Here is an 11,321-nt window from a genome sequence, read left to right as displayed (position 1 = left end):
TTGGCAGATCATCAGACAACTTTATTACACAATTGTTTAAATCCCGAATATTTGTGTTTAAATTCAGCTGTTTAACAATTCAACTAATTACAAACACTCACCCCAGGGTCTTTTTGCACCAAAAAAAGGCGCGCCCAACAGGCGCGCCTTCTTAAAACCCCTAGATAGTCTTTTATTATTCCGCGGCGGTTACAGATTCTTCTGCTTTAAGCACGCCACGTTCAATTTGTTCCCGCTCGATGGACTCGAACAGAGCACGGAAATTGCCTTCACCAAAGCCTTCATCGCCTTTGCGCTGAATAAACTCAAAGAAGATCGGGCCGATCACGGTTTTCGAGAAGATTTGCAGCAAGATCTTGGTCATGCCACCATCGATCACGCCTTCGCCATCGATCAAAATGCCGTGCTTGGACATCCGGTCAATCGGCTCATCATGGCCGTTCACCCGATCATAGGACATGTCGTAATAAGTCTGTGGTGGCCCCGGCATGAACTTGAGTTCATTTTCAGCCAGTTTGTCGGTGCAATCATAAATATCGTCACAACCCACCGCGATGTGCTGAATGCCTTCGCCTTTATACTTCTTCAGATATTCTTCGATCTGGCTGGTGTCGTCTTTTGACTCATTCAGCGGAATGCGGATCTTGCCACAAGGCGATGTGATCGCGCGGCTGGTCAAGCCTGTGATCCGGCCATCAATGTCGAAGAAGTGGATTTGCGTGAAGTTGAACAAATCACGGTAGAAATCCCACCATTTGTCCATATTGCCACGGAACACATTGTGGGTCAGGTGGTCGAGATAATAGAACCCAACGCCTTCAGGACGTGGGTTGGCCTCACCGAGCCACTCAAATTCATCCTCATAGGCTGAACCCTTGTCGCCATATTTCTCGATGAAATAGAGCAATGAACCGCCAATGCCCAAAATCGCCGGCGCATCGATGGACTTGTCGTCGCCTTCATAAGGCTCAGCACCATTTTTCACTGCATGGTCGAACGCATGTTGTGCATCAACAACCCGCCACGCCATAGACGGCGCGCAAGGGCCGTGCAAATCAACAAAGCGACCGCCAAAGCTGTCTTTTTCGCCGTTCAGAATGTAGTTGATGTCACCTTGGCGCCAAACGGTGATGTTTTTCGTCTTATGCTTGGCAACTGGGGTGTAACCCATCTTGGTGAACAATGCTTCGAGCTTTTCCGGCTCGTCATGCGCATATTCAACAAATTCGAAACCGTCCGTGCCGGCCGGATTCTCTTTGGTGATCTCTGCTGGTGGTGCGTCGTGTGGAAACGGACCCATATTTATTCTCCCTATCAAAAACTGTCTGACAATCATTATGACGCACACCAGCTGCAATGTGCTTGCGATTTCAGCAGCCCAGCATTATATTTTGCATGAAACACGCATATAATTATCGATTGGCGCACAAAATGAGCGAGCTAGACAATTACGACAAGAGAATCCTTGGGCACCTGCAGCAAGATGCGCGGCTCACCAACAACGAGCTCTCCGAGCGCGTTAATCTGAGCGCCTCGCAATGCTCACGCCGCCGTGCCCGCCTGGAAGATGAGGGCATTATTTCGGGCTATCACGCCCATTTGGACCGCGACAATCTCAAGCTCAGCATCGTCACCATCATCAATGTGACCTTGGCCACACATAACCGGGGCAATGCAAAACGGTTCGCCGCGTTGATCTCCGATTTGCCGGAAGTGCTCGAAGCACACGCCCTCACCGGCGAGATGGACTATTTCATCAAAGTGGTTTCGCCTGATCTGAACGGGCTCCGGCAATTTGTGAATGACGTGCTGCTGCCACACGAGTCGGTGCAACACGTCAAAACCTCGATTGTGCTGGAAACGCTGAAAGAAACCAGCGCTTTGCCTGTGCAATAAGGTGGCACGCTAAAGCGCGGTCATAGCTGCGACCTTATCCAACAATTCTGCTTCTGCCTCCGTCGGCGGCCGAGACTTATTCGCTCCTTTCTCTAGCGCAGCGAGATAAAGTTTTTGTGCGGTTTTTTCCGGCGCGACAAAGAAAAACGAAAAGGCGCGCATAATACCCGGCACCGCGGTGCTTTTGGCCATGGCGGTTTTGGTCGGCGGCAAGTCGACAACTTTTAGCGCAATGTCACTTTGGGCAAAATCCGCGCTGAGCGCCGCAAAAAGATCCGTCAGCGCCTGTTTTGATTGAGCATAGGCGGCCATGCCTTTTTTGTGCGACAGGTTCAGCACATCATCCAGCGCTTTTTGTTTGACCATGCGGCGCGCGCCAGAGCCTGACGCCACAACGACACCCTTGCCGCGCTCCAGGCTGGGGCGCAAAAGCTGCACCAACACATAATTGGCCACCACATTCACGGCAAAATTCATATCCTGTCCTGCAGCATTTTGCTCAAACCGCGTCCCGATCCAGCCCGCATTTAAAAAGAGATGCGAAAGCTTCATATATTGACCGGCAATTTTAATCGCGGCCGCCCGCACCGCTGCGCCGTCAGCCAAATCCACTTGCCAATATCTCACTTTCAAGCGCGGAAACTTTTTCCCCAATTGCGCAATCTGCTTTTCGCTTTTGCCTTTATCCCGATTGAGCAACAAAAGCTCAAACCCGTCTGCCGCGAGCAAATGGCATAACGCCGAACCAATGCCGGAGTAAGACCCGGTCACCACTGCAATTTTTTCATTCATTCTCTTATCCTATTTATTTGTTATGGCATTATATTCCATGGACTATTTTTGGATCAAAAAAGAGGCGCTTCACCTGAGAAGCGCCAACACCTCTTCAAGTGTTTTCGCTTGCGCTGGGCTGAGCTGGTCAAATTTGGCAAAATGCTGGTCCATCACCGACTTGCCTTTCTTCAATGCGGACAGCCCTGCACCCGTCAATTGGATATGCACCACACGCTGGTCGTCCACGTCGCGTTTCTTTTCAATCAAATGCTTGTCCATCAACTTATTCAGCAGCCGCGAGACATTTGAATTGGGGTCATTCATTTGCGATTTAATATGCCCCACATTTGACCGCCGCCCCTCACAATCCGCCAGAATTGACAGCACCTTGAGCTGCTGCATGCTGAGATCAAACGGCGCCAAATCTGCATCCAGCGCACCCTGAATTTGGGTGGCTGCGCGTAAAAACTTAAGCGCCAATTGGTCAGCGCGACAGATTTTCGTTGTTTTTTCCATTTTATGTTCCATGGATGCTATTTATAGTCCATGGAACATAATGTCAATCATCTGGCGAAATTATTGTGTCCGTCGATGCGCGCTGGCCACAACAAAACGTTGCCGCATTTCCCTAATTCATGTCACAGAACACATCTTAGTGGGGTATCTAAAAACGCTGCACCTTGCCTTGCCAATTATGAACCCCTTGATATAAAAGGATTTTAGTCAATGGAGGGATGACTTATGGGGCGTTATTTGGGATTGAGTTTAGTTGTGGCAATGGCGTTGATGGCGGTGTTGCCATCGTCGGCCATGGCAGCATGTGCAAACGGCCGTTGCTGGGGTGCCGTCGGGGTTGGGCCAGGTGGCGCTTGGGGCAATGCTTATGACTACCCTTCGCAACAAGCCGCAGCACAAGCTGTGCAGAATAGTTGTCAGGGCGATTGCACCACCATCAAAACATTCTTCAACAGTTGTGGCGCCATTGCGCAAGGCGACAGCGGTGGATGGGGTTGGGCTTGGCATGTGTCCAAACAAGAAGCCCAAAGCCGCGCCATTGCCTATTGCGTGCCAAACGACCGCAATTGCCGCATCACCACCTGGGCCTGTACATCACGATAGATAGGCACAGCCGCACCCAGCAATTCTTATGTCATCCCCGCGAAGGCGGGGATCCAGATAGAACGATCCGTAAGCCGCACATTGTCGAGCCCTTAGAAAGTCAATTCCAGGACGACAGCTGCAGTGTGGGAAATCTTTTGGTCAAATGGGGCCAGCTACCCCTGCGGGGCGTGCTGGTCCGAGTGCGCCGCCTGAAACGCGACATTGCGGTTGCAATTCTCTTCCACCGTCAGAATGCGCGGCATTTTGGAGAGGTCCACTTCCCAGCGCCGCGCATTATAAAGCTGCGGCATCAGGCAGATATCGGCCATGGTCGGCACATCGCCAAGCGAGAACTTGCTAGGTGATTGATGCGCCAACATGCCCTCATAGGCCGCCAAGCCTTCACCGATAAATTTCTGAAACCAAGCCACCGGCATCTCTTCCGGCTTTGCGGCAATGGATTGGGCAAATTTGGCAACACTTAAATTGCAAACCGGATGAATATCCATAGCAATCGCATAGGACAGCGCCCGCACCCGTTGTCGATCCAACGCATCACCGGGCAGCAATCCAGCATCAGGATGCTGTTCAGCCAAATATTCAATGATGGCCAGCGATTGGGTGAACAATAGGCCGTCCAGCTCAATAGTCGGCACGAACCCTTGCGGATTAAGTGCCCGGTAGGATTCGCTTTTATGTTCGCCTTCCAGCAAATTGACCGGCACGCTCTTATAGTCGAGCCCGCACAACCCCAGGGCAATGCGAACCCGATAGGCGGCAGACGAGCGCCAATAATCATAAAGAACTATTTCAGACATGCTGACGCTCTCCTTCCGTCTTAGCCGAATTTGACGATCTTTTGGTCAACGGCACCGAAAATGGACGAGCCATCATCATTTTTCATCTCAATGCGCACCTGGTCGCCAAACTTCATAAACGCGGTGCTGGGCTTGCCCTCATCAATGGTTTCGATCATGCGAATTTCCGCAATGCAGCTATAGCCCAAGCCACCCTCTTTAACGGGCTTGCCCGGGGTGCCATCGCTATCTTTGTTCGATACAGTGCCTGAACCAATAATCGCCCCAGCAGCCACATGGCGGGTTTTCGCCGCATGGGACACCAGTTTCGGGAAATTGAAGGTCATATCGACGCCCGCATTGGCTTTGCCAAACGCGTCGCCATTATAATGCACCAGCATGTCGCGATGCACTTTGCCGTCTTGCCAATGCTCGCCCAACTCGTCCGGCGTGATCGCGACGGGCGCAAAGGCGGTTGCCCCTTTAGATTGGAAAAAGCCAAAGCCTTTGGCCAACTCACCGGGGATCAAAGCGCGATAGCTCACATCATTCAAGAGCACCAATAATTTGATTTTGTCGGCCGCCGCTTCAGAGGACAAGCCCATCTCAAGGTCATCACAAATCACGCCGATTTCGGCTTCCATGTCGATGCCCCAATCCTCGGAGCCAACTTCAACATCATCATGCGCGCCAAGCATCGCGTCCGGTGCGCCCATATACATTAAAGGGTCTTCCCAAAAGCTCTCGGGCAATTCCGCGCCACGCGCCTTGCGCACCAGTTCCACATGGTTGACATAAGCCGACCCATCAGCCCACTGGCTAGGGTTCGGCAAAGGCGCCATCGCCTGCGTGGGGTCAAAATCCTTGCCCGCCACATCGCCATCATTCAACTGGTCAGACAGCGCCTGCAACTGCGGGGCGTGCACATCCCAATGGTCGATCGCCTCGCGCATGGTGCCAACAATTGAGCTTGCGGAAATGTATTTCTTAAGGTCACGGCTCACCACAACAAGTTCGCCATACCGGGTGTCATTTTTTAAGGTTGCAAGCTTCATTATTCGTCCCAATCTCCTTCTGGTGTGCCGTTAAAGTGCTTTTTCAAGCCCTTCCAGCAATCAATGTAGTCGTCCTGAATGGTCTCAAGGTTCGCGCCATATTCAGTGAGTAGCTGCGGGAACCGTGTTTCAAACATAAAGGCCATGGTGTTTTCAAGTTTAGTCGGTTTAAGCTCCGAATGTGTCGCTTTTTCGAAGCCCATTGCATCCGGCCCGTGCGGCAGCATCATATTGTGCAGGCTCATCCCGCCTGGCACAAAGCCCTCTTCCTTCGCATCATATTGGCCGTGGATCAGCCCCATAAATTCCGACATGATGTTGCGGTGATACCAAGGGGGCCGGAACGTATGCTCTGCCACCATCCAGCGCGGTGGAAAAATCACAAAGTCAATATTGGCCGTGCCCTCTTCGCCTGATGGCGCCGTCAACACGGTGAAGATTGATGGATCAGGGTGATCGAACAAAATCGCGCCCACGGGTGAATAGGTCGAAAGATCATATTTATACGGCGTGTAATTGCCGTGCCAGGCCACCACGTCCAGCGGCGAATGCCCAATTTCAGTGCGATAAAACTTGCCGCACCATTTCACATAGACCGCGCAATCGGTCTCTTTTTCTTCAAAGGCAGCGACAGGTGTTTTGAAATCACGCGGGTTAGCCAAGCAGTTCGCGCCAATTGGCCCGCGGTCCGGCAGGGTGAATTTCGCACCATAATTTTCACACATATAGCCACGGCTGGCGCCATCAACGCCCACCTTGAAAATCATGCCACGCGGCAGCACACAGATTTCGCCAGGCGCCACATCCATTTTGCCCATTTCGGTGAAAATATGCAGCGTGCCCACTTCCGGCACCACCAGCAATTCGGCATCCGCATTGAAGAAATGATCATCTTCCATGCTCTTATTCGCCACATAAACATGGCTGGCCATACCCACTTGGGTGAACACATCGCCCGCCGTGGTGATGGTGCGCACCCCTTCAATAAAAGTGGTGGGCTCGTCCGGCATCGGCACCGGGTCCCAACGTGTTTGGCCAATCGGCATTTCACAATCCGGATTGTGCGGCGCAGATTTCCAATAATCCAGTTTCACGGGCTTAAAACGGGTCGTGTGGCGCACGCTTGGGCGAATACGATAGAGCCAAGAGCGCTCATTTGTGCCGCGTGGTGCCGTGAACGGAGAGCCGGACAATTGCTCCGCATAAAGGCCGTAAGCGCACTTTTGCGGGCTGTTTTGTCCTTGGGGCAGAGCACCGGGCAATGACTCGGTTTCAAAGTCGTTGCCGAAACCAGGCATATAGCTTAGTTGATTAGACACACTGTTAACCTTATCATTCATGATTGACGGTCTCCATTTGAGCAAAAAATTTGTTGCATAAGTAACGATAGACTATGTAACTAACAATAAGGGGAGGAACGAAATGGACCAGAACAATATCAATGAGGCGGTGTTACCGCTAGAAAATTTTATCGCCTATCGGCTCAATCAAGCGGCAGAAAAAGTGTCGCAAAGATTCGCCGTTGAATATAAGAAGCGACACGGCATGACCCGCCCGGAATGGCGGACTTTGGCCACTATTGGCCAGTTTGGCAACATCACCGCCAAGCAGATTTGCCAGCACTCATCCATGCATAAAACCAAAGTGTCACGCGCCATTTTTACACTGGAACAACGCCGCTGGTTGAAACGCACTGTTGATCAAAATGACCGCCGTGTGGAGCATCTTGAACTGACATTGCAGGGGCAAAAAGCCTATCTCGAACTATCGGATGTGGCGCGAAACTTTCAGGACCAGATCTACAGCGCACTGGGCCCGAGCAACGCTGCCGCGCTTGAAACCAGCCTTGAGGCAATCGAAACGCTAATTGATCCACAGTAAATTAGTATAATCCAAAATCGCTGCCCGCGTGAACCTATCCGCGGGCAGCGATTTATTTTTTGCCATTTTTAGCCTATTTGTCGTTATATTTCTGCGGCACGCTTCAACATTATAGCGCCGGGTTCACCTCCCATTAAGCTGCAACCGATAAGCCGGAAAAAACAAAAATCTAAGAGGTCTTTATGTCACGCGCCGCAAAACCAATTGGATCGCCTTTTAAAGCCTATGATGTGCGTGGCATGATCCCCACCCAGATCAACATGCCCTTCGCCTATCGTTTTGGCCAAGCCATGGCGGCCCACGCGGCGCCAAATTCAGTGGTGGTTGGCCACGATATGCGGTTGGATAGCGCCCCGCTTGCCGCTGCATTACAGCAAGGGCTGCAGGATAGCGGCGTCGATGTGTACCCCGTTGGCCAATGTGGCACCGAAGAAGTTTATTTCCATACAGCGCAAATGAATGCAGATGTGGGCTTGATGGTCACCGCAAGTCATAACCCTGATAGCTATAACGGCATCAAAATCGTGCTCAAAGGTGCCACTGCGGCGACGCAGGAAAACACTCTTGGCCCAATGGAAACGCTGGTGATGGGTGAAGATGCGTTTGACGTGGTGGCCGAATTTGCCGCGCGCGGCAAAGCCCAACCCACCCTTGACCGCAATCTTTATATTGAGCGACTGCTCGCCCAAGTCGAAAATGTCGATCTCAAGCCTCTTAAGATTGTGGCCCATGGTGGCAATGGCTGCGCCGGCCCCATCATTGATTTGCTTGAGCCGCACCTCCCCTTTGAATTTATCAAAGTGGACAATGAACCGGATGGCCGCTTGCCGAACGGCATTCCAAATCCGCTATTGCCGGAAAAACGCCAACGCGCCGCAGATGCGGTTAAAGCCCACGACGCAGATCTGGGCATCGCGTGGGATGGCGATTTTGACCGCTGCTTCTTTTATGACCATGAAGGCACCTTCGTGGAGGGTTACTACCTTGTCGGCCTGATCGGCCAAACATTGGTGCGCCAAAATGGCGGCGGCAAGGTGGTTTATGATCCGCGGCTCACCTGGAACACAATTGATCAGATCGAAGCGGCAGGCGGCACGCCTATCGTTTGTCGCACTGGCCATACTTTTTTCAAAAAGGTCATGCGCGACAATGATGCAATTTATGGCGGCGAGATGAGCGCCCACCATTATTTCAAGGACTTTGCTTATTGCGACACCGGCATGTTGCCCTGGCTCGCCATCGTGGCAGAAATTTGCCAATCCGGCATCAGCTTGAAAGAGATGGTCGCCGCCCGCATTGAAAAATTCCCCTGCTCCGGTGAAATCAATTTCACCGTTGACGATGCGCCCACCACCATCAAGAAGCTGCAAGACGAGTTGGCCAGCAAAGCCAACGAAGTGGAAGACATTGATGGCCTAGGCATGGTGTTTGATGAATGGCGCTGCAACATCCGCGCCTCCAACACCGAACCCTTGCTGCGCCTCAACCTAGAAACCCGCGGCAACAAGCCCCTCTTGGCTGAAAAAACAGCGCTTTTGTCAAACCTAATTCGCGGCTGACCCCACTGGGGGCAAATTCCATTCTGCCCCGGTGAGTTCTTCTGAAACGTCCCACAATCTCGACGCCGCTTCATGATCAACAGCCGCGTGGGAAATTGGCGTCACCCCAACGGGTCCCGACAGGCCGCGCATTTTTGTTGGACCATAAAATAGCCCCGGCTTTGCATCGGGGTCTGTAAGGGCCAACACTTGCGACTTCGCGCCATGAAATGGCGAATGGGCAAACATCACATTCATCACCTCAAGCCCGATGCGGGTGAAAAAGCCTGACCCAACACGTTGGGCATTGGTGGCCGCATATCCCGGGTGGCACAAAAATCCGTTGACGGGCCGCTCCTGCGCCAGCAAGCGCCGGTTTAACTCCAGCATAAACATGATGTTGGCCAGCTTGCTTTGGCCAAAGGCAGCCATGGGCGTATAATTCTTTTCAAAATGTAGATCATCAAAATCGATCTTCTCCGCCCCCCAGCGGTGCGCCACCGAAGAGACCGTGACAACACGACCATTGCCCTTTTGGATCAGATCAAACAGCAATGACGAAAACAAAAAATGGCCAAAATGATTGGCCCCCATCTGCAATTCAAACCCTTGCGGTGTTTCCACCCGCTCGGGCACCATCACAATGCTTGTATTGTTGATCAACCCGTCCAGTTTTTCGTGAAATCCGACAAACCGATCTGCCGCCATGCGCACTGTTTCCAGATTGGCGAGATCCATCAATTCATATTCAATTTTGGCATTTACGCTGCGAAAGTCGGCCAACTCCCGCACAGCCTGCCGCGTACGCTCCTCAGAGCGGCAAAAAATTGTCACTTGGGCATTATTTTGAAGCAGCATTTTCGCTGTTTCAAAGCCAATCCCGGTATTGCCCCCGGTAATGGCATAATGGCGGCCCGATAAATCCGGCACCCGACCATAATTCCAGCCTTTCTTGCCGAAAGGCAGAAGCTGTGTGCTCATAATAAATCCTTAAAGTGAACCGATGCCCCCCGACATCAGCTTTGCAATCCTAAAACTTTTGCCCGTACTTTTCACAATTTCCCATCAACATGCAATGGCGAACTGATTTTAGTGAATCCGACCATTCGTGACAAATCAACCAAAGATTGAAGGGCTAAACAGCCCAAAAATGGAACTTTAGGGCCAAAAATGCGTTGCAATATGTAACGAAAGGAGAGTGCTTATGACCGAAAAAAACAAAGAAACAAAGCGCACTCAAAAAGAGATCGACGATCAACTCGACGATAGCTTTCCCGCCAGCGACCCACCCTCATGGACACCAGGTACAACCAAGGAATCCGATGAGGACGCAAAGCTAGAGCGCAAAGACGACAAATAGTGCATTGGCGGGAGCGGCCTAGTCACCGCGCCCCGCCTTCACATACTTAATCGATATGGGCATCACTGAAACAAGAATATCGCCGCTAAAGACGGCTATTGGGCGCTGGTGGAACAATGATCCGTTCACCCAGAGCGCCGCTGTGGCCTTCTATACGATTTTTTCTTTCCCTGCCCTGATCATTCTCTATCTGGGCTTGGCGTCAATGTTTATGCAAGAAGACGCCGTACGCATGCAGGTGTTTGGCTTTTTGCGCGCCAATTTCGGCGCCGACGCTGCCGAGACCTTCCGGACAATCGTTGCCAACACGGCACCATCAGAGAAAAGTTTCATCCCCTTCATTTTCGCGGGTACAGTGCTCGTCTATGCCGCATTGCGGCTTTTTTTACAGCTGCAAAAGGCGCTCAACTATATTTGGGACATTGACGACAGCAAAGTGTCAAACTTTCAGGCGCTGGTGCTACGGCGTCTCATTTCCTTCGCGGTCATGATGGGCGTGCTTTTTGTCCTTGCCGTTTCTTTGGTGATCACCTCGACCATCAGCTCATTGACCGATTGGATCATCGACCACCTGCCAGATATGTTTGCGGTGCTGGCGCACAGCGTCAATCTGATCCTGTCGCTCACCATCATCAGCTTGCTGTTCGCAGTTATCCTTAAAATACTGCCCGACCGTAACGTCAGCTGGTCGCACGTCGCCCCCGGCGCGCTCCTCGCTGCGGCCCTGTTCATGTTGGGCGAGTATGGCATGGGATTGTATTTTGGCTGGGTTAAGCCCGGCTCCGCTTATGGCGTCACTGGGTCAATCATTTTGCTGATGATTTGGGTGTTTTATTCCAGCGCCGTTTTCCTGCTCGGCGCAGAATATGCGAAGACCCTGCATCAGAAATCGCTGGTGCGCAAAAACGCCAGTTAACGT

At 51.9% G+C, this 11,321-nt stretch carries 13 protein-coding genes; 6 read left to right on the top strand and 7 right to left on the bottom strand.

Annotated elements, in window-relative coordinates:
- Window positions 1-175 precede the first annotated feature (175 nt).
- Window positions 176-1,300, bottom strand: coding sequence for a 4-hydroxyphenylpyruvate dioxygenase (gene hppD / locus MXMO3_RS03310; protein WP_117394936.1), 1,125 nt, complete (start codon window positions 1,298-1,300; stop codon window positions 176-178).
- A 131-nt stretch (window positions 1,301-1,431) separates the two neighbouring features.
- Here hppD and MXMO3_RS03305 point away from each other — a divergent pair, with 131 nt between their 5' ends.
- Window positions 1,432-1,896, top strand: coding sequence for an Lrp/AsnC family transcriptional regulator (locus tag MXMO3_RS03305; RefSeq protein ID WP_117394935.1), 465 nt, complete (start codon window positions 1,432-1,434; stop codon window positions 1,894-1,896).
- 9 nt (window positions 1,897-1,905) lie between these two features.
- Here the strand turns inward: MXMO3_RS03305 and MXMO3_RS03300 are convergent, their stop codons facing one another.
- On the bottom strand, window positions 1,906-2,688 hold the full coding sequence (locus MXMO3_RS03300; RefSeq protein WP_117394934.1) for an SDR family NAD(P)-dependent oxidoreductase: 783 nt from the start codon (window positions 2,686-2,688) through the stop codon (window positions 1,906-1,908).
- A gap of 69 nt (window positions 2,689-2,757) precedes the next feature.
- Window positions 2,758-3,186 carry a MarR family winged helix-turn-helix transcriptional regulator gene (locus MXMO3_RS03295; protein ID WP_162889116.1) on the bottom strand — a complete coding sequence of 143 codons (429 nt, stop codon included), beginning with the start codon at window positions 3,184-3,186 and terminating at the stop codon, window positions 2,758-2,760.
- Between the two features lie 225 nt (window positions 3,187-3,411).
- Between MXMO3_RS03295 and MXMO3_RS03290 the strand changes: the two genes are divergently transcribed.
- Window positions 3,412-3,789 (top strand): DUF4189 domain-containing protein, encoded by a 378-nt coding sequence (locus MXMO3_RS03290; RefSeq protein WP_051213639.1) that lies wholly within the window; start codon window positions 3,412-3,414, stop codon window positions 3,787-3,789.
- Window positions 3,790-3,944: 155 nt separating this feature from the next.
- On the opposite strand, the gene maiA is transcribed toward MXMO3_RS03290, so the two are convergent.
- The 3 genes from maiA to hmgA are packed head-to-tail and all read right to left on the bottom strand — an operon-like array spanning window position 3,945 to window position 6,963.
- Window positions 3,945-4,589 carry a maleylacetoacetate isomerase gene (gene maiA, locus MXMO3_RS03285; protein ID WP_117394932.1) on the bottom strand — a complete coding sequence of 215 codons (645 nt, stop codon included), beginning with the start codon at window positions 4,587-4,589 and terminating at the stop codon, window positions 3,945-3,947.
- Window positions 4,590-4,609: 20 nt separating this feature from the next.
- On the bottom strand, window positions 4,610-5,623 hold the full coding sequence (locus MXMO3_RS03280) for a fumarylacetoacetate hydrolase family protein (protein ID WP_117394931.1): 1,014 nt from the start codon (window positions 5,621-5,623) through the stop codon (window positions 4,610-4,612).
- Window positions 5,623-6,963: a homogentisate 1,2-dioxygenase gene (hmgA, locus tag MXMO3_RS03275; protein WP_117394930.1), complete on the bottom strand. Its 1,341-nt coding sequence runs from the start codon at window positions 6,961-6,963 to the stop codon at window positions 5,623-5,625. Before hmgA ends, MXMO3_RS03280 begins: the two co-directional genes overlap by 1 nt.
- 97 nt (window positions 6,964-7,060) lie before the next feature.
- On the opposite strand from hmgA, the gene MXMO3_RS03270 reads away from it, so the two are divergent.
- Window positions 7,061-7,504, top strand: a complete 444-nt coding sequence (locus MXMO3_RS03270; protein ID WP_425462134.1) for a MarR family winged helix-turn-helix transcriptional regulator — start codon at window positions 7,061-7,063, stop codon at window positions 7,502-7,504.
- Window positions 7,505-7,686: 182 nt separating this feature from the next.
- A complete protein-coding gene (locus MXMO3_RS03265) occupies window positions 7,687-9,063 on the top strand; it encodes a phosphohexomutase domain-containing protein (RefSeq protein WP_205468067.1) in 1,377 nt (458 codons plus the stop codon).
- Here the strand turns inward: MXMO3_RS03265 and MXMO3_RS03260 are convergent.
- The gene (locus MXMO3_RS03260; protein ID WP_117394928.1) at window positions 9,049-10,023 is read right to left on the bottom strand and encodes an SDR family NAD(P)-dependent oxidoreductase; all 975 of its coding nucleotides are present in this window, start codon (window positions 10,021-10,023) and stop codon (window positions 9,049-9,051) included. The genes MXMO3_RS03265 and MXMO3_RS03260 overlap by 15 nt on opposite strands.
- Window positions 10,024-10,246: 223 nt before the next feature.
- Between MXMO3_RS03260 and MXMO3_RS18605 the strand changes: the two genes are divergently transcribed.
- Window positions 10,247-10,402, top strand: a complete 156-nt coding sequence (locus tag MXMO3_RS18605) for a hypothetical protein (protein WP_162889115.1) — start codon at window positions 10,247-10,249, stop codon at window positions 10,400-10,402.
- Between the two features lie 55 nt (window positions 10,403-10,457).
- On the top strand, window positions 10,458-11,318 hold the full coding sequence (locus tag MXMO3_RS03255; RefSeq protein ID WP_117394927.1) for a YihY/virulence factor BrkB family protein: 861 nt from the start codon (window positions 10,458-10,460) through the stop codon (window positions 11,316-11,318).
- The last annotated feature ends 3 nt before the right edge of the window (window positions 11,319-11,321 follow it).

The sequence above is a fragment of the Maritalea myrionectae genome, from assembly GCF_003433515.1.
GTDB classification, from domain to species: Bacteria; Pseudomonadota; Alphaproteobacteria; order Rhizobiales; family Devosiaceae; genus Maritalea; species Maritalea myrionectae.
Note: the sequence above shows the minus strand (reverse complement) of the source record. Positions and strands in the feature narration are given on the sequence as shown.

Coding starts and splice junctions, on each gene's coding strand:
- MXMO3_RS03280 (WP_117394931.1), bottom strand. CDS start 5,623: ATGAAGCTTGCAACCTTAAAAAATGACACCCGGTATGGCGAACTTGTT.
- MXMO3_RS03265 (WP_205468067.1), top strand. CDS start 7,687: ATGTCACGCGCCGCAAAACCAATTGGATCGCCTTTTAAAGCCTATGAT.
- MXMO3_RS03305 (WP_117394935.1), top strand. CDS start 1,432: ATGAGCGAGCTAGACAATTACGACAAGAGAATCCTTGGGCACCTGCAG.
- hppD (WP_117394936.1), bottom strand. CDS start 1,300: ATGGGTCCGTTTCCACACGACGCACCACCAGCAGAGATCACCAAAGAG.
- MXMO3_RS03255 (WP_117394927.1), top strand. CDS start 10,458: ATGGGCATCACTGAAACAAGAATATCGCCGCTAAAGACGGCTATTGGG.
- MXMO3_RS18605 (WP_162889115.1), top strand. CDS start 10,247: ATGACCGAAAAAAACAAAGAAACAAAGCGCACTCAAAAAGAGATCGAC.
- hmgA (WP_117394930.1), bottom strand. CDS start 6,963: ATGAATGATAAGGTTAACAGTGTGTCTAATCAACTAAGCTATATGCCT.
- maiA (WP_117394932.1), bottom strand. CDS start 4,589: ATGTCTGAAATAGTTCTTTATGATTATTGGCGCTCGTCTGCCGCCTAT.
- MXMO3_RS03260 (WP_117394928.1), bottom strand. CDS start 10,023: ATGAGCACACAGCTTCTGCCTTTCGGCAAGAAAGGCTGGAATTATGGT.
- MXMO3_RS03300 (WP_117394934.1), bottom strand. CDS start 2,688: ATGAATGAAAAAATTGCAGTGGTGACCGGGTCTTACTCCGGCATTGGT.
- MXMO3_RS03290 (WP_051213639.1), top strand. CDS start 3,412: ATGGGGCGTTATTTGGGATTGAGTTTAGTTGTGGCAATGGCGTTGATG.
- MXMO3_RS03295 (WP_162889116.1), bottom strand. CDS start 3,186: ATGGAAAAAACAACGAAAATCTGTCGCGCTGACCAATTGGCGCTTAAG.